We start from the raw sequence: 17,505 nt of genomic DNA on the forward strand, positions 1-17,505 counted from the left end.
CGGCTGCGGGTTGGTTGTGGCTGGTCGCGCAGTTCCCCGCGCCCCTTGACCGAGCCCGTCCACTCCTCATTTCGAAGTTCCCCTTTTCCTGGAACGAGGTATGTCATGCGCACGCCCCGCCTGAGCAGACGCGCCGTCCTTGCCGGGACCGCTGCCACCGTGGCCGCCACCGCTGTCTCCGGGGCGACCGTCAGCCCAGCGGCGGCCGCCGCCCCGGTGGCGGACCGCCCCGCCTACCGGTGGCGCAATGTCGTCATCGGCGGGACCGGGTTCGTCACCGGGGTGTTGTTCCACCCCTCCGTACGCGGTCTCGCCTACGCCCGTACCGACATCGGCGGCGCCTACCGCTGGGACGACCGCGCCGGCCGTTGGACCCCGCTCACCGATCACCTCGGGTGGGACGACTGGAACCTGCTCGGTGTGGAGGCGATCGCCGTCGACCCCGCGCATCCCGGGCGGGTCTACCTCGCCCTCGGTACGTACGCGCAGTCGTGGGCCGGGAACGGTGCCGTGCTGCGGTCCGAGGACCGGGGCGCGACCTGGAGCCGGTCCGACCTCGATGTGAAGCTCGGGGCCAACGAGGACGGGCGGGGTGCGGGGGAGCGGCTGCTGGTCGATCCGCGGGACAGTGACACGCTGTGGCTGGGGACGCGGCACGACGGGTTGCTGAAGTCCACCGACCGTGGGGCCACTTGGGCGGCGGCGAGTGGCTTTCCGGCGAAGGCGAGCGCCTCCGGGCAGGGCGTCGTGTTCCTCGTCGCCGTCGGACGGGCCGTCTACGCCGGGTGGGGCGACGGCGACGGCACCTCGGGCACGGCGAACCTGTACCGCACGGCCGACGGGACGGCGTGGGAGGCCGTTCCCGGGCAGCCGTCCGGTACCGCTGCCAAGGTGCCGATTCGTGCCGCGTACGACACGCACACCCGCGAGCTGTACGTGACCTACGCCAACGCACCGGGACCCAACGGCCAGTCCGACGGGAGCGTGCACAAGCTGCGCACCGCGACCGGCAAGTGGGCCGAGGTGACCCCGGTGAAGCCCGGCGGCACCACCGATGGGGGCACCGCCCACACGTTCAGTAGTGGGGGAGGGTCCGCCGACACCTTCGGCTACGGCGGGGTCGCCGTGGACGCCCGCCGCCCGGGCACCCTCGTCGTCTCCACCAACAACCGCTGGGCCGACGTCGACACCGTCTACCGCACCACGAACGGCGGCCGTACCTGGACGTCCCTCAAGGACGCTGCCGTCTTCGACGTGTCCGAGACTCCTTACCTCAAGTGGGGCGACGACAAGCCGAAGTTCGGCTGGTGGATCCAGGCGCTGGCCGTGGACCCGTACGACTCGAAGCACATCGTGTACGGGACCGGGGCGACGCTCTACGGGACCCGTGATCTGAAGCGCTGGGCGCCGCAGATCCGGGGTCTGGAGGAGACGGCCGTGCGCCAGCTGATCTCGCCCCCGGTCGGGGAGGCGCACCTGCTGAGCGGGTTCGGGGACATCGGCGTCATGTACCACGAGCGGCTCACGGCGTCGCCGGCGCGCGGCATGGCGACGAACCCCGTGTTCGGGTCGGCGACGGGACTCGCGCAGGCCGCGGCCAGGCCGTCGTACGTGGTCCGGGCGGGCTGGGGCGACAACGGCAACGGCGCCTACTCGAACGACGGAGGCCAGACCTGGGCGCCCTTCGAGGCCCAGCCCGACATCGCCAAGAACGCACCGGGGCCGATCGCCACCAACGCCGACGGCAGCGCGCTGCTGTGGTCCTTCGTGCACTGGGACGGCACGAAGTACGCAGCCCACCGGTCCACCGACAACGGCACGACCTGGTCCGAGATCTCCTCCTTCCCGAAGGGCGCCACGCCGGTCGCCGACCCGGCCGACCCGACGCTCTTCTACGCATACGACACCGACACAGGAACGCTACTCGCCAGCACTGACAGTGGCCGTTCGTTCACGGCCCGTGCGGGCGGACTGCCTTCCGGTGACGCCCAGTTCAAGCTCGTCGCCGCACCCGGGCGGAGCGGTGACCTGTGGCTCTCCGCCAAAGGGAACGGGCTCTACCGGTCCACCGACGGCGGGGCGAGCTTCTCGAAGGCGGCCAGCTGCTGGGCCTCGTACACGCTCGGTTTCGGCAAGGCCGCCGACGGCGCCGACTATCCCGCGATCTACCAGGTCGGCTCTACGGACACGATCACCGCCGTCTACCGCTCCGACGACGAGGCGAAGACCTGGACGCGGATCAACGACGACGCCCACCAGTGGGGCTGGACCGGCGAGGTCGTCGTCGGTGACCCGCGCGTGTACGGCAGGGTGTACCTGGCGACCAACGGGCGCGGCATCCAGTACGGGGAGCCCGTCCGATGACCGACCGGATCCAGGCCCGTCCCGGCCTCGCCGACGCCACCCGCGGCCGCATCCTCTTCGGCGGCGACTACAACCCCGAGCAGTGGCCCGAGGAGACCTGGCACGAGGACGTACGCCTCATGAAGGCGGCCGGCGTCAACTCCGTCACGCTCGGCGTCTTCTCGTGGGCGAAGCTCGAACCGCGGCCGGGGGAGCGGGAGTTCGGCTGGCTGGACCGGCTGATGGACCTGATGCACGAGAACGGCATCGGGGTCGTCCTCGCCACGCCCACCACCTCGCCCCCGCCCTGGATGGGCCGCCTCCACCCGGACACCCTGCCCCGCGACGAGGACGGCCGCACCGAGTGGTGGGGCGGCCGCCAGCACTTCTCGCACTCCAGCGCCACCTACCGCCGCTACGCCGCAGCGATCACCGAGGACCTGGCCGCCCGCTACGGCAGCCACCCCGCGCTGACGATGTGGCACATCAACAACGAGTACTGCACCTACGACTGGGGCGACGGGGCCGCCGCCACCTTCCGCCGCTGGCTCCGGGACAAGTACGGCACGCTCGACGCCCTCAACGCCGCCTGGGGAACGGCCTTCTGGAGCCAGGGCTACGGCGACTGGGAGGAGGTCCTGCCGCCGAGGCACGCCCACTACATGAAGAACCCCGGCCAGGTGCTGGACTTCAAGCGCTACACCTCCGACATGCTCCTGGAGTGTTACGTCGCCGAGCGGGACATCGTCCGCCGGCACTCCCCGCACATCCCGGTGACCACCAACTTCATGCCGATGTGGGTCGGCCAGGACGCCTGGAAGTGGGCGGGGGAGGAGGACGTCGTCTCCGTCGACATCTATCCCGACCCGCGCGACCCCTTCGGCGCCCAGAACGGCGCGCTCATCCAGGACATGACGCGTTCCCAGGCCCGCGGACCGTGGATGCTGATGGAGCAGGCCGCGGGGCCCGTGAACTGGCGGGGCGTCAACCACCCCAAGCCGCGCGGCCTCAACCGCCTGTGGTCCCTCCAGGCCGTCGCCCGGGGCGCCGACGCCGTCTGCTACTTCCAGTGGCGGCAGTCGAGGCAGGGCGCGGAGAAGTTCCACTCCGGCATGGTCAGTCACGCGGGGGAGCAGGGCCGTACCTACCAGGAGGTCAAGCAGCTCGGCGACGAACTCGCCCGTATCGGGGAGGAGGTGACGGGCAGTCACTCCGTGTCGGACGTCGCGATTCTTCACGAATGGAACGCGTGGTGGGCCGGTGCGCAGGAGGGCCGCCCCTCCTCCGAGGTCGACCATCCGCAGGTCGTGCGCGCCTGGCACCGCGCACTGTGGGAGGCCCACGTCACCACGGACTTCGCGCACCCGGAGCACGACCTGTCCGCCTACCGGCTGGTCGTCGTGCCCCAGCTCTACCTGCTCACCGACGCGGCGATCGACAACCTCGTCGCGTACGTACGAAGCGGCGGCACCCTCGTCAGCGGCTTCCTCACCGGTGTCGCCGACGAGGACGACCGGGTACGGCCCGGCGGCATGGACGAGCGGTTGCGGGAGCTCTTCGGCATCCGCACCCTGCACGAGTGGTGGCCGCTCGACGCGGATGAGACCGCCGAATGCGACGGCTTCCGGGGCACCTTGTGGTCCGAGGAGATCGAGGCCGAGGCGGGCGCGGTCGCGGAGGCCCGCTACAAGGGCGGCGAACTCGACGGCCTCCCGGCGGTGTTGCGCAAGGAGCGTGCCTGGTACGTCTCCACGCTGCCCGAACCCGCCGCGCTGCGCGAGCTGTTGGCGGGCGTGGCGTCCGGCGCGGGCGTGCGGCCGGTGCTCGACGGGCTGCCTCCGCAGGTCGAGGCCGTCCGCCGGGGAGACCTGCTCTTCGTGCTCAACCACGGGCGCGAGACGGTCACCGTGCGGGTGCCCGGGACGTATCGTGACCTGCTCACCGGGCAACAGGTCACGGGATCAGTGGAGTTGGCGCGGCTCGGAGCGGCGGTGCTCTCACCGTGAGCGCCGAAGCATCGGGTGCACCCGCACCCGCACCCGCACCCGCACCCGCACCCGCGCCCTCGCCGCACGGCACCTGGGAGCCGCGCCCGGCCGCCCGCTGGGAGGACGCCTTCCTCAGCGGCAACGGCCGTCACGGCGCCATGGTGTTCGGTGATCCGAACGACGACCGTGTGATCGTCACGCACCACACCCTGGTCCGCCCCAACGGCGGCGAACACGCCAGACCTCCGGAACTGGCTGCCCAACTGCCGCAGCTCCAGGACCGGTTGCTCGCCGGGGACCTGACCGCGGCCGAGGACTTCACCGACGGGCGTCCGCTGCAGTGGGTGCAGCCCTTCCATCCCGCCTTCCAGGTGTGGCTGCGCCGGCCGGCCGACGGGGAGCGCGGCTACCGCCGTTCGGTCGACTTCACCACGGGCGTCGCCGAGGCGGCCTGCACGGGCTGGAGCAGCCGCGTCTTCGTCTCGCGCGCGGACGACGTGATCGTCCAGCACGTGACCTCGCCCGGCCTCACCGCGGACATCGGGCTGGACCACCGGCTCCCCGGCGCCCCCGAGGGGCCCGGGGTCAGCGACGGGGTGATCCTCACCCCGGAGGGCGCCGTGCTCACCCTGAGCGCCCGCTACCCCGGCAGCGACCGCGCGTACACCGGAGTGACGCTGGCGGTCGTCACCGGCGGCCGTACGACCCTGACCCCGCCCGGCTTCCGCGTGGCCGGGGCCGAGTCGGTCCTGCTGCTGACCCGGGTGCGGCGGCACACCGGGGAGCTGGACACGGTGGCGGAGACGCAGGCCCTGCGCGATCTGTTGCCGGACGGCGGCGAGGGGCCGTACGGCAGCCTCCTGGAGCGTCATCTGGACCTCCACCGCACCGCGTACCGCCGCGTCTCCCTCGCGCTGGACGCCGAGGACGCCGAACGCGCGCTGCCCGGCTCGGAGTTGCTCAAGCAGCCCAAGAGCCCGGCTCTGCTCGAACGGCTCTTCGCGGCCGGCCGCTACCACCTGCTGTCCGCCGCCGGGATGCTCCCGCCGAGGCTCACGGGGCTGTGGACAGGCGACTGGGACACGGCGTGGTCCGGGGCGTTCACCACGGACGCCAACCTCAATCTGCAGACCGCGTCGGCCGTCGCGGGCGCGCTGCCCGAGGTCGTCGAGGCCCACGCGGCCCTGGTACACGGCCAGTTGCCGCACTGGCGGGACAACGCCCGGGCCGTCTTCGGCGCCCGAGGCATCGTCGCCCCACCGCACACGGACGGCGAGTCCGGGCACACGTACCACTTCAGCCGCGAATACCCGCTGCACCTGTGGACGGCGGGCGCCGACTGGCTGCTCAAACCGCTCGTCGACCATGACGAGGCACGCGGAGAGCGCGACCCCCGGCTGAAGGAGGCGCTCGCCGAACTCGCCCTGTTCTACGAGGACTTCCTCACCCGGACCGACGAACACGGCCGACTCGTCGTCGTCCCCTCCTACTCGCCCGAGAACCGCCCGGCGAACGCGAGCTGGGGCGCGATCAACGCCGCCATGGACCTCTCCGCGGCCCGGCACGCCCTGCTCACGGCGGCCGCGTACCACCCGGGGCCTGACGCCGACCGCCGGCGGGCGCTCGCCGAGCGGCTGCCCCCGCACCGCGTCAACGACGACGGAGCGCTCGCCGAGTGGGCGTGGCCCGGCCTCGACGACACGTACGACCACCGGCACCTCAGCCATCTGTACGGCGTGTGGCCGCTCGACGAGATCAACCCGTACGACACCCCGGATCTCGCGGCCGCCGCGCACCGGGCGCTCGAACTGAGGGGCGCCGAGAACGAATCCGCGCACGGCCATCTGCACCACGCGTTGGTCGCGGCCCGCCTGCGCGACGGCGAACGGGTCGCGCACGCGCTCGGCCAGGTGCTGGAGGGCGACTTCTTCCACGCCTCCCTCATGAGCGCGCACTACCCCCGCCGCGACGTCTACAACGCGGACGCCGCCCACACCCTCCCCGCCGTGATCATCGAGTCGCTGATCCAGTCGAGCCCGGACCGGCTGGTCCTCTTCCCGGCGCTCCCCGCGGCGTCCCCGATGGGCCGACTGCGCGGTATCCGCACCCGGTTCGGCGCCGAGGTCGACCTGACGTGGGGCCCCCGGGAGTACACGGCCGTCATCCGCCCCGCCCGCACCCAGCGCATTGATCTCAGGACTTCCTCCGGAGCGCGACCGCTCGACCTGGTCGCCGGAGAAGACCACGTCCTCAGATTGGGGACGTGGTGCCTTCCCGCTTTTCCCTTCGCCCCTTCATCCATGGAAGGGACACCGTGACTCCGCTCCCCCTGACAAACAGGGGGGCTTCCAACCCGGAGGTCGCGGTCCAGCCCGAACCGATCCCTTGCAGGACAAAAGGAAATTACCACAAGGAAAGGATTCCCATGGCAGCACGCACCCGCACCCTTGGCCGGATCGCCAAAGCACTCCTGGCCCCCGCGCTCGCGCTCGGCGCCACCATCGGCCTCGCCTCCGCGCCCGCCTCGGCGGCCGTCTGGAACTCCTGCGACCAGTGGGGCAACACCGGCCTCAACGGCTACACGCTCTACAACAACATCTGGGGCTCCGGCGCCGGCAGCCAGTGCATCTGGGCCAACTCCGGTACCAACTGGGGCGTTTGGGCCAACCACCCCAACACCGGCGGCATCAAGTCGTACCCGAACTCCAAGAAGGTGGTCAACAAGACGATCACCTCGCTCGGTTCGCTCAGCAGCAGCTACAACGTCACCGTGCCGTCCTCGGGCGCGTACAACACCTCGTACGACATCTGGGACACCGACTACGACTACGAGATCATGCTCTGGGTCAACTACAACGGAGCCGTCGGTCCGCTCGGCACCTCCCAGGGCAATGTCACCCTCGGCGGCCACACCTGGACCGTCTACAAGGGCAACAACGGTGCCAACGAGGTCTTCTCGTTCCTGCGCACCTCGGACTCGAACTCCGGGACCGTCAACGTCCTGCCGATCCTCAAGTGGATCAAGGACACCAAGGGCTGGATGGGCAACGAGACCATCGGCGACGTGCAGTTCGGCTTCGAGATCACCTCGTCGTCCGGCGGCCTGGACTTCGCCACCAACAACCTGACCGTCTCCAGCAGTTGAGCCCCACCGCCATCGGTACCGCCACCGTCACCGGCAGGTGACCGTACGCCCGGGTCGGCGCCGTCCCCCACGCGGGGCCGGCCCCGGGCTGCGCCCATCTCTGCGGCTACCGCTGCGACGTCGTCTCCCTCACCCACGGCAGCAGCATCCGCTCCGCGAGCACGAGCGCGTAGAACAGCGCCACGCTCATCGCGCCGAGCAGGGCGATCGCGGCGAACGCCAGGGCGGTGTCGGAGTTCGCCCCGGACTGTACGACGACGAAGCCGAGCCCCTCGTCGCCTGCGCTGAACTCGCCGATGACCGCGCCGACGGCCGACAACGGCATGGCGACCTTCAGCCCCACGAAGATCTGCGGCAGCGCGCTCGGGAAGCGGAACCGGAGGAACGTCTGGGTGCGCGACGCGCGCAACGACCGTGCCAGCTCGACGAGTTCGACCGGTGTCGAGGTGAGCCCGCCCGCCACCGACAGCACGACGGGGAAGAAGCAGACGAGCAGCGCCATGACGACCTTCGGCTGCTGCCCGAACCCCATCCACACCACGAGCAGCGGGGCCAGCGCCACCTTGGGCACCGCGTTGAACGCCACCAGGAGCGGCGAGAACATCAGCTCCACGATCCGCGAAGCCGCGATCGCCACCCCGATCACCAGTCCCGCAGCCACGGCCAGCGCGAAGCCCAGCACGATGACGACGAGCGTGGTGACCGCCTCGCCCAGCAGATAGCCGGGCACGCGGAGGAAGGCGTCCAGCACGTCGGCGGGTGACGGCAGGACGATCTCCGGTACGTCGAACACGACCACGGCGAGTGCCCAGGCACCGATCGCGGCGGCCAGCCCGAGCACGGGCCAGCCGAACTCCATCACCCGCCTGAGCACTTCAGGACTTCGGCACCAGATCGAAGGAGACCAGCTGCTCGGGCGTCGGACCGGACTTGACCGCCCCGGCGTCCACCAGCGCCTTGATCGCCCCGGCCACCCGCTCCCGGTCCATCGTGCCGATCGGCGCCCCTTCCTTCTTGGGCTGTACGGCCTCGCCGAGCAGCTCGATCTCCGCGGCGGCGGCCTTCTCGTTGACGGTGGGGTGCTTCTTCGCCAGCACCGAGGCCGCCTCCTCCGGATGGTCGATCGCGTAGCGCATGCCCTTGAGCAGCGCCGATGTGAAGCGTCTGACCAGGTCCGGGTCCTCCTCGGCGATCTTCGTGGTGGTCGTGACGGCCGAGCCGTAGCTCTCGGTCAGGAACTTGCCGAACGGCAGGACCACGACCTCCTTGCCCCTGACGGCGTTCTCGATGTTCGGGCGGCCCACCCGGTACTGGCCGACCGCGTCGACCTTGCCGGCCGCGAGGTTGACCCCGAGCTGCTGGGGTTCGAGGTTGACGAAGTCGACCTTGTCGGCGTCGAATCCGGCGAGTTTCGCGTACGCCGGGAAGAGGGCCCCGATGACCGAACCGGCCGGGTCCGCGATCTTCTTGCCCTCCAGGTCCGCGGGCTTGCTGATGCCGCTGTCGGCCACCGCCATCACGGCGGCGTCCGTGGTCTGGTGGACGGCCGCGACCGCCGTCACACCGGACACCTTGCCGCCGCCGACCTGCATGATCGTGCTGCTGAGGTCGACGGGCGCGAACTGTGCCCGCCCGCCGGCCAGCGCGGCCAGGCTGATGGCGCTGCCCTGCCCAGGCTGGATGGTGACCGAAACGCCCGCGTCGCTGAAGTAGCCCTTGTCCTGGGCGACATAGGCGTACGCCTCGCGCCCGAAGGTGCCGAAACCGGTGATGTAGGTGACCTTGTCGGGCGCGGAACCGCCGGAGGATCCGGCCTTGCCGTCGTTGTCGTCGTCGGAGCCGCAGGACGTGGAGAGTGCCGCCGTCAGCAGGACAGCCAGGAGCGCGACGGGTAGCCGCGTATTCCGTCTCATGGCTCTCAAGTGGAGCTGTTGAGGCGGAAGTTGTCGATACCGCAGACCTGGTTGTCATGTAACAAACATCGACCGAGGTGGTTGATCACGGATTGCGCCGCCCTATTCTCGGCCGTACCGCTACCGCTCAAGGTGAACCGGTGATGGAGGGCAGCCCGTGATCCGAGTGCGCGGCGTGTCGAAGAGCTTCAACGGCCGCAGAGGGACCGTGGAGGCCCTGCGCGGCATCGAACTGGACGTCGGGGACGGTGAGTTCGTGGCGGTCCTGGGCCGCTCCGGCTGTGGCAAGTCCACCCTGCTTAGGGTGATCGCCGGACTGCTTCCCGCCTCCTCCGGTGAGGTGCGGATCGCGGACGAGCCCGTGCGGGAACCGCGCCGGGACGTCGCCATCCTCTTCCAGCGCCCGGCCCTGCTCCCCTGGCGGTCGGTGCTCGACAACGTCCTGCTGCCCATCCAGGTCCACGGCCGGCCACGCCCCGAACACCGGGAAGCAGCCCGGCAGTTGCTGTCCACCGTCGGCCTGGACGCCCCCTTCCACAAACGTCTGCCGCACGAGTTGTCCGGCGGCATGCAGCAACGCGTGGCGCTGTGCCGTTCACTGATCCAGCGGCCGCGCGTGATGCTGATGGACGAGCCCTTCTCGGCCCTGGACGCCCTGACCCGCGAGGAGTTGTGCGAGGTGCTGCAGCGCGTGCACATGGAGTACGCCGCCACGGTCGTCCTCGTCACCCACTCCATCGAGGAGGCGGTCCTGCTCGCCGACCGTGTCGTCGTTCTCAGCCCGCGCCCCGGCCAGGTCCGTACGGTCCTCGACGTCCCCGTACCCCGGCCCCGCTCACTGGGCCACGACGCACACGCCACCGAACTCGCCCGCTGCCGCGCCGAGTTGCACGACCTGCTGCTGGCCAGCCACATGACGGGAGTGTGAGCGGGGAGATGGAGCTGCGCCTGTTCACCGAGCCGTACCACGGGGCCACCTACGACGAACTCATGCGGGCTGCCCAGCACGCGGAGGAGTGCGGCTTCGAGGGCTTCTTCGTCGCCGACCACTACCACCCGATGCACTACACCGACGCCCTGCCTGGACCCACCGACGCCTGGACCACCCTCGCCGGTCTGGCCCGCGAGACCTCGCGGATCCGGCTCGGCACCCTCATGACCTCGGCCACCTTCCGGCACCCCGGCCCGCTCGCGGTCACCGCCGCCCAGGTCGACGCGATGAGCGGCGGCAGGGTCGAACTCGGCCTGGGCGCCGGCTGGTTCGCCCTCGACCACAGCGCGTACGGCATTCCGTTCCCGCCACCCGCCGAACGCTTCGAGCGGATGGAGGAACAGCTCCAGGTCGTCACCGGCCTCTGGGCCACCCCGCCCGGCGAACGCTTCTCGTACGAGGGCCGCCACTACCGCCTGACCGACTCGCCCGCGCTGCCGAAGCCCGTCCAGCGGCCGGGAGTGCCGATCATCGTGGGCGGCCGCGGCCCCCGCCGCACACCGAGCCTGGCCGCCCGGTACGCCGACGAGTTCAACCTGCCCTTCACCTCGCCCGAGCAGAGCGCCGACCTGTTCGCGGGCGCGCGGGCCGCCAGGGAGGCGGCCGGCGGACCTCCCCTGATCCTCTCGGTGTGCCTCGGCATCGCCTCGGGCCGCACCGAATCCGAGATGGACACCCGCCTCGCCCTGCTGCACGAGCCGTCCCGCCTCCCCCCGGAGGAACCGGTGCACGGCCCCCCGGGGAAGATCGTCGACGTGCTCGGCCAGTACGCCGGCCTCGGGGCCTCCCGCGTGTACGTACGCCTGCGCGACCTCTCCGACCTCGACCACCTGGACCTGCTGGCGGCCGAGGTCGCGCCTCAGCTCTCTTGAGAAGCTCCCTCGATATCGCCTCTCAACTCCCTTGAGAGGGCGGGCTGTCACTCGGCGACCGGGAGAGCCGCCCCGTCCCGCAGGAAGAGCGGTATCCGGTCCAGCGGGGCGTCCACCGTGACGCTCGTACCGCCCTCGTACGAGGTTCCCGTCCAGGCGTCCGTCCATCGCGCCCCGGCCGGGAGATAGGCCGTCCGCACGCTCGCCCCCGCCGTCAGGACGGGCGCGACCAGCAGATCCGGGCCGAAGAGATAGGAGTCCGCCACCGACCAGGTCGCCTGGTCGTCCGGGAACTCCAGGAACAGCGGCCGCATCACCGGCAGCCCCTCCTCGTGCGCGGCCCGCATCACGTCGAGCACGTACGGCTTCAGGCGCTCACGCAGCCGGAGGTACTTCTCCATGATCGTGGCGGCCTCCTCGCCGTACGACCAGACCTCGTTCGGGCCGCCGGTCATGTCCGGGCCGAGCGGCATGCCCGGGTCCCGGAAACCGTGCAGCCGCATCAGCGGGGAGAGCGCGCCGAACTGGAACCAGCGGATCATGACCTCGCGGTACGCCGGGTCGTCCGGGTCGCCGCCGTGGAAGCCGCCGATGTCGGTGTTCCACCAGGGGATGCCGGACAGCGACGTGTTGAGGCCCGCCGCGATCTGGCGGCGCAGCGTCGCGAAGTCCGTGCCGATGTCACCGGACCACAGGGCGGCGCCGTAGCGCTGACTGCCCGCCCACGCCGAGCGGTTGAGGGTGACGATCTCGCTCTCGCCGGCCGCGAGCATGCCCTCGTAGAAGGTGCGGGCGTTCTCGCTCGGGTACATGTTGCCGACTTCGAGGCCCGGGCCCGCCCAGTAGCGCAGGTTCTCCTGGAAGCCCGGCTTCAGCTCCGGCTCGCAGGCGTCGAGCCAGAAGGCCGTGATCCCGTACGGCTCCAGGTAGTTCTCCTTGATCCGCGACCACATGAAGTCGCGCGCCTCGGGGTTCGTCGCGTCGTAGAAGGCGACCTGGACCGTGGAGGCGACCTCCTTGTCCGGCCAGTCGGCGTGCGCCATCGGGCCGTACTGCGTGCCGATGAAGTAGCCGCGCTGCTCCATGAGTTGATGGTTCTCGGAGAGCGGGGAGACGGACGGCCAGACGGACACGACCAGCTTGATGCCGAGCTCCTCCAGCTCCCGCTGCATCGCGGCCGGGTCGGGCCACTCCGCCGGGTCGAACTTCCACTCGCCCAGGTGCGTCCAGTGGAAGAAGTCGCAGACGATGGCGTCGATGGGCAGGCCTCGGCGCTTGTACTCCCTTGCCACGCCGAGGAGTTCGTCCTGGGTGCGGTAGCGCAGCTTGCACTGCCAGAAGCCGGCGGCCCACTCGGGCAGCATCGGCGTACGGCCGGTCACCGCGCTGTAGCGGCGCTGCGCGTCGGCCGGCTGCCCTGCGGTGATCCAGTAGTCGATCTGCCGGGCCGAGTCCGCCACCCAGCGTGTGCCGTTGCCCGCGAGCTCGACGCGTCCGATGGCCGGGCTGTTCCACAGCAGGGTGTAGCCGCGGCTGGAGGTGAGCACCGGGATGGTCACCTCGGCGTTGCGCTGGACCAGGTCGAGGACGGCGCCCTTCTGGTCGAGCAGCCCGTGCTGGTGCTGGCCCAGGCCGTACAGTTTCTCGCCCTCGTACGCCGCGAAGCGCTGCTCCAGCCGGTGGTGGCCGTTGCCGACCGGGGTGTAGAGGCGCGGTCCCGGCCACCAGAAGTGGGCGCGCTCCTCGGTGAGGAGTTCCGCGGAGTCGTCGGTGCGGACGAAGCGGACGAGGCCCTCGGCGTCGACCTCGACGGTCAGCGCGCCGACGGTCAACTGCCCGCGCCCGTCCTCGATCTTGACGGAGGCCTCGGTCGCGGGCGCCTCGTCGAGCAGCGCGCCCGGCAGGCCTTCCAGGACCGGCCCGCCGAGCCTGGCCCGGACCCGGACCGCGTCGGGGCCCCACGGCTCGATGCGTACGGTCTCCTGGCGGCCGCTCCACTCCAGGGCGCCGTCGCGCTCGCGGAACGTGCCGACGGTGGGGGAGGACTGGGCGAGGCTGGCGGACCCCTGGCCGGGCTGACCGGGCTGTCCGGGCTGTCCGGGCTGTCCGGGCTGTCCGGGCTGGTTTTCGGCAGGCTGATTCACGTGGGGTGCTCCTGAAGGAAGGAGTGGCGACAGGACCCGGTGACGCGGCTCCGGCGGACCGGGACAGGTTGGGATGCCCCAACGCCCGTGAGGCGCGGGGTGGTTGGGCGGTTGGTTCAGGAAGCGGCCGGGCCAGTGCTCGCCCGTACCGTCAACTCGGGTGCGAGAAGCACGACTTCGTCCTTGCCGTGCCCTTCGAGCTTGGCGATCAGATGCTCCACGGCATGCCGGCCCATCTCCTGCGCGGGGATGGCGACCGAGGTCAGCCGCACCGAGGCCTGGGTGGCGACCTGGTCCGGGCAGATCGCGATCACCGACACGTCCTCGGGGATGGCCCGGCCCTGCTGGCGCAGGAGCGCGAGCAGCGGTTCGACCGCGGACTCGTTCTGCACGACGAAGCCCGTGGTGCCCGGGCGCTCGTCGAAGATCCGGGACAGGGTCAGCGACATCGCGTCGTAGCCGCCCTCGCACGGGCGGTGCAGCACGCGCACGCCCAACTCCCGTGACCGGGACCGGAGTCCGTCGAGGGTGCGCTCGGCGAAGCCCGTGTGCCGTTCGTAGACCGCGGGCGCCTCGCCGATGACAGCGATGTCACGGTGACCGAGCATCGCGAGATGCTCGGCGCACAGCGCGCCCGTGGCGCCGAAGTCGAGATCGACGCAGGTCAGGCCGCTGGTGTCGGCGGGCAGACCGATGAGGACGGACGGCTGGTCCTCCCCCAGTCTCGACTTCGCTCGACCGGGGGTGCCCCCAGCGCGCAGCAGCGGCAGCCGCTCGTCGTCGAGCTCGACGTCCATCAGGATCATCGCGTCGGCGAGCCCGCTGCCGGTGACCCGGCGCACGGCGTCGGGACCCTCCTCACCGGTCAGCAGCAGCACGTCGTACCCGTGGGTGCGGGCCGAGGTCGCCACGGCGATGGCGATCTCCATCATCACGGGTACGTACATGTCCGTACGGAGCGGGATCATCAGCGCGATGATGTTTGACCGGCTGCTTGCCAGTGCGCGGGCTCCCGCGTTGGGGTGGTACCCGAGCTGCTGGATGCTCTGCTCGACCCGCTCGCGGGTACCCGCGGAGATGGACCGCTTGCCGCTGAGGACATAGCTCACCGTGCTCGCCGAGACTCCGGCGTGCTGGGCGACCTCGGCGAGGGTGACCATCCAGCTCTCCAAGCGTTGTGTGAAGCGCTTCGACAGTGCGCGTTGTGGACAAGGGGCGAGTGAGGGTGGCTCGACAGTAGCTTGACGGCGGGTGGGTGTCCATAGGTTGTCGAAGCGCTTCGACTCCGTCGGTTTTTTGGGGCGCCTTTGGGGGTGGGGGGTTCGGTGGGGTGGCGGGTGCGGGTGAGTGGGGGCTTGTCGCGCAGTTCCCCGCGCCCCTCAGTGGGGAGGCTTCGCCCCCCACTATCCCCCCGGGGCCCCGAGTCGCTCTGAGTGGGTGGGTTCGCTCTTGTGTGCGTCGGGTTGGGCCGAACGGCGCGTGAGGGGTGGTGGGTGGGTCCGGAATCGGGTACATACGATCGAGTAGAACCGGTCGGTAACCGTACCGGACCAAGATCCCTATTCGCGGCGAGGTGAGCCTCTTGTCCGCAACACCCCACCAGCCCGCTGTCAGCGAACGTGAAGCCCGGCAGGTCGCCGAGGCCGCACGGGAGCAGGACTGGCGCAAGCCCAGCTTCGCCAAGGAGCTGTTCCTCGGCCGCTTCCGGCTCGATCTGATCCATCCGCACCCGATGCCGCCCGACGAGGACGTGCAGCGCGGCGAGGAGTTCCTCACCAAGCTGCGCGACTTCTGCGAGACGAAGGTCGACTCGGCCCTCATCGAGCGGGAGGCGCGGATCCCGGACGAGACGATCAACGGGCTCAAGGAGCTCGGCGCCCTCGGCATGAAGATCGACACCAAGTACGGCGGTCTCGGTCTGACGCAGGTGTACTACAACAAGGCGCTCGCCCTGGTCGGCTCGGCGAACCCGGCGCTCGGCGCGCTGCTCTCCGCGCACCAGTCCATCGGCGTACCGCAGCCCCTGAAGCTCTTCGGCACGCAGGAGCAGCGGGACATCTTCCTGCCGCGCTGCGCCCGTACGGACATCTCCGCGTTCCTGCTCACCGAGCCGGACGTGGGCTCCGACCCGGCGCGCCTCGCCACCACCGCGGTGCCGGACGGCGACGACTACGTCCTCGACGGGGTGAAGCTCTGGACCACCAACGGCGTCGTCGCGGACCTGCTCGTCGTGATGGCGCGGGTGCCCAAGTCGGAGGGCCACAAGGGCGGCATCACGGCGTTCGTCGTGGAGACCGCCTCGGAGGGCGTCACCGTCGAGAACCGCAACGCCTTCATGGGGCTGCGCGGCCTGGAGAACGGTGTCACCCGCCTCCACCAGGTCCGGGTGCCCGCCGCGAACCGGATCGGGCCGGAGGGCGCGGGTCTCAAGATCGCCCTCACCACGCTCAACACCGGACGGCTCTCGCTGCCCGCCATGTGCGTCGGCGCGGGCAAGTGGTGCCTGAAGATCGCCCGCGAGTGGTCGTCCGTGCGCGAGCAGTGGGGCAAGCCCGTCGCCTTCCACGAGGCCGTGGGCGCGAAGATCTCCTTCATCGCGGCGACGACCTTCGCCCTGGAGGCCGTACTCGACCTGTCGTCGCAGATGGCGGACGAGAACCGCAACGACATCCGCATCGAGGCCGCCCTCGCCAAGCTGTACGGCTCCGAGATGGCCTGGCTGATGGCCGACGAGCTGGTCCAGATCCGCGGCGGCCGAGGCTTCGAGACCGCCGACTCGCTGGCCGCCCGCGGCGAGCGGGCCGTCCCCGCCGAACAGGTGCTGCGCGACCTGCGCATCAACCGCATCTTCGAGGGCTCGACCGAGATCATGCACCTGCTGATCGCCCGCGAGGCGGTCGACGCCCACCTGTCCGTGGCCGGTGACCTCATCGACCCGGACAAGTCCCTCTCGGACAAGGCGAAGGCGGGCGCCAACGCCGGAGTCTTCTACGCCAAGTGGCTCCCGAAGCTGGTCGCGGGCCCCGGCCAACTCCCTCGCTCGTACGGGGACTTCCACCCGGCCGGTCATGTCGACCTCTCCGGGCACCTGCGGTACGTGGAGCGGTCGGCGCGCAAGCTCGCCCGGTCCACCTTCTACGCCATGTCCCGCTGGCAGGGCCGGATGGAGACCAAGCAGGGCTTCCTCGGCCGGATCGTCGACATCGGCGCCGAACTCTTCGCGATGAGCGCCGCCTGCGTCCGCGCCGAACTCCTGCGCACCACCGGGGACCACGGCCGCGAGGCGTACCAGCTCGCCGACGCCTTCTGCAGCCAGTCCCGGGTCCGCGTCGAGGAACTCTTCGGCCGTCTGTGGTCCAACACCGACGACCTCGACCGCAAGGTCGTCAAGGGCGTCCTCGGCGGCGCCTACACCTGGCTGGAGGAGGGAGTCGTCGACCCGTCCGGCGAAGGCCCCTGGATCGCCGACGCGACACCCGGACCGTCCGAAAGGGAGAACGTCCACCGCCCCATCCGTTGACCTTTTCCCCAGGAATGCACTGCCGTCCCCGTCGTCATTCTGCCGCTTGCCGCACAGAAGGTGTGCGTCAACAATGAACAGAATGGCGAACGGGGACAAAATATGCGCCACGGTGTGGGGGAAGAATACAGTCAGGGATTTTCTGTCCAGCTGACGCGAGCGCGCGGGCAAGCGCGAGAACAGCTGAACGACACAGAACTCGTACGGGCGTTACGGGCGGTGCGCAATGAGGTTCTGCCACTGGCGGACAAGCTTCGCCAGAGCGCGCCGGAGACCTTCGAGGCACACCGGGACGCGCTCGCGGCCCTGCTGAACGACTGCGCGCCGGCGCTGGTCGACGAGGAACCGCGGCCGTCAGTGGCCTCCTTCGACCCGCTGCCCGTCCGGAGAATCGACCTTCGGGACGTCGACGCACTGCTCGACGCGGGACGGCCGGGCGAACGGCCCGTGATCCAGCAGCTTTTCCGCGGCGCGGTGGGGTACGCAAAAGACCCCGTACTGCGCGAGGTGATCAAAGCGAACCAACAAGGCGTCCACATTCTGCAGCGCGCCAATCGCCGCATACGGATGCTGGTGGACGCGATCTAAT

Annotated in this window: 12 protein-coding genes; 8 read left to right on the forward strand and 4 right to left on the reverse strand. The window is 70.5% G+C overall.

Annotated features, from left to right (window positions below; translation table 11 throughout):
• The first annotated feature begins 105 nt into the window (after positions 1–105).
• The 4 genes from O3Q52_RS09025 to O3Q52_RS09040 all read left to right on the forward strand — a co-directional run bounded on the left by O3Q52_RS09025 (position 106) and on the right by O3Q52_RS09040 (position 7,476).
• A complete protein-coding gene (locus O3Q52_RS09025; RefSeq protein ID WP_269648291.1) occupies positions 106–2,364 on the forward strand; it encodes an exo-alpha-sialidase in 2,259 nt (752 codons plus the stop codon).
• Positions 2,361–4,349 (forward strand): beta-galactosidase, encoded by a 1,989-nt coding sequence (locus tag O3Q52_RS09030; protein WP_269648292.1) that lies wholly within the window; start codon positions 2,361–2,363, stop codon positions 4,347–4,349. Before O3Q52_RS09025 ends, O3Q52_RS09030 begins: the two co-directional genes overlap by 4 nt.
• Positions 4,346–6,649, forward strand: a complete 2,304-nt coding sequence (locus O3Q52_RS09035; RefSeq protein ID WP_269648293.1) for a glycoside hydrolase N-terminal domain-containing protein — start codon at positions 4,346–4,348, stop codon at positions 6,647–6,649. Before O3Q52_RS09030 ends, O3Q52_RS09035 begins: the two co-directional genes overlap by 4 nt.
• A 107-nt stretch (positions 6,650–6,756) precedes the next feature.
• Positions 6,757–7,476: a hypothetical protein gene (locus O3Q52_RS09040; protein ID WP_269648294.1), complete on the forward strand. Its 720-nt coding sequence runs from the start codon at positions 6,757–6,759 to the stop codon at positions 7,474–7,476.
• A gap of 106 nt (positions 7,477–7,582) precedes the next feature.
• Here the strand turns inward: O3Q52_RS09040 and O3Q52_RS09045 are convergent, their stop codons facing one another.
• Complete coding sequence (locus O3Q52_RS09045; RefSeq protein WP_269648295.1) at positions 7,583–8,350, reverse strand: ABC transporter permease; 768 nt, start codon at positions 8,348–8,350, stop codon at positions 7,583–7,585.
• Between the two features lies 1 nt (position 8,351).
• Positions 8,352–9,389 (reverse strand): ABC transporter substrate-binding protein, encoded by a 1,038-nt coding sequence (locus O3Q52_RS09050; RefSeq protein ID WP_269648296.1) that lies wholly within the window; start codon positions 9,387–9,389, stop codon positions 8,352–8,354.
• A 157-nt stretch (positions 9,390–9,546) separates the two neighbouring features.
• Here O3Q52_RS09050 and O3Q52_RS09055 point away from each other — a divergent pair, with 157 nt between their 5' ends.
• Together O3Q52_RS09055 and O3Q52_RS09060 are read left to right on the forward strand one after the other, a co-directional pair.
• Positions 9,547–10,317, forward strand: coding sequence for an ABC transporter ATP-binding protein (locus O3Q52_RS09055; RefSeq protein WP_269648297.1), 771 nt, complete (start codon positions 9,547–9,549; stop codon positions 10,315–10,317).
• 8 nt (positions 10,318–10,325) lie between these two features.
• Positions 10,326–11,252 (forward strand): LLM class F420-dependent oxidoreductase, encoded by a 927-nt coding sequence (locus tag O3Q52_RS09060; protein ID WP_269648307.1) that lies wholly within the window; start codon positions 10,326–10,328, stop codon positions 11,250–11,252.
• A gap of 47 nt (positions 11,253–11,299) precedes the next feature.
• Here the strand turns inward: O3Q52_RS09060 and O3Q52_RS09065 are convergent, their stop codons facing one another.
• Together O3Q52_RS09065 and O3Q52_RS09070 are read right to left on the reverse strand one after the other, a co-directional pair.
• A complete protein-coding gene (locus O3Q52_RS09065; protein ID WP_332112890.1) occupies positions 11,300–13,396 on the reverse strand; it encodes a glycoside hydrolase family 31 protein in 2,097 nt (698 codons plus the stop codon).
• A gap of 116 nt (positions 13,397–13,512) precedes the next feature.
• Positions 13,513–14,556 carry a LacI family DNA-binding transcriptional regulator gene (locus tag O3Q52_RS09070; protein ID WP_269648309.1) on the reverse strand — a complete coding sequence of 348 codons (1,044 nt, stop codon included), beginning with the start codon at positions 14,554–14,556 and terminating at the stop codon, positions 13,513–13,515.
• A gap of 422 nt (positions 14,557–14,978) precedes the next feature.
• On the opposite strand from O3Q52_RS09070, the gene O3Q52_RS09075 reads away from it, so the two are divergent.
• A complete protein-coding gene (locus tag O3Q52_RS09075) occupies positions 14,979–16,916 on the forward strand; it encodes an acyl-CoA dehydrogenase family protein (protein ID WP_269648298.1) in 1,938 nt (645 codons plus the stop codon).
• 60 nt (positions 16,917–16,976) lie between these two features.
• Entirely contained in the window at positions 16,977–17,504 is a 528-nt protein-coding gene (locus O3Q52_RS09080; protein WP_269648299.1) for a hypothetical protein, read from the forward strand.
• Position 17,505 lies beyond the last annotated feature (1 nt).

This window comes from Streptomyces sp. ActVer (assembly GCF_027270795.1).
GTDB classification, from domain to species: domain Bacteria; phylum Actinomycetota; class Actinomycetes; order Streptomycetales; family Streptomycetaceae; genus Streptomyces; species Streptomyces umbrinus_A.

Bases quoted from the DNA above. Each gene is read 5' to 3' on its own strand.
- O3Q52_RS09025 (WP_269648291.1), top strand. From the start codon at position 106: ATGCGCACGCCCCGCCTGAGCAGACGCGCCGTCCTTGCCGGGACCGCT.
- O3Q52_RS09030 (WP_269648292.1), top strand. From the start codon at position 2,361: ATGACCGACCGGATCCAGGCCCGTCCCGGCCTCGCCGACGCCACCCGC.
- O3Q52_RS09040 (WP_269648294.1), top strand. From the start codon at position 6,757: ATGGCAGCACGCACCCGCACCCTTGGCCGGATCGCCAAAGCACTCCTG.
- O3Q52_RS09050 (WP_269648296.1), bottom strand. From the start codon at position 9,389: ATGAGACGGAATACGCGGCTACCCGTCGCGCTCCTGGCTGTCCTGCTG.
- O3Q52_RS09060 (WP_269648307.1), top strand. From the start codon at position 10,326: ATGGAGCTGCGCCTGTTCACCGAGCCGTACCACGGGGCCACCTACGAC.
- O3Q52_RS09070 (WP_269648309.1), bottom strand. From the start codon at position 14,556: ATGGTCACCCTCGCCGAGGTCGCCCAGCACGCCGGAGTCTCGGCGAGC.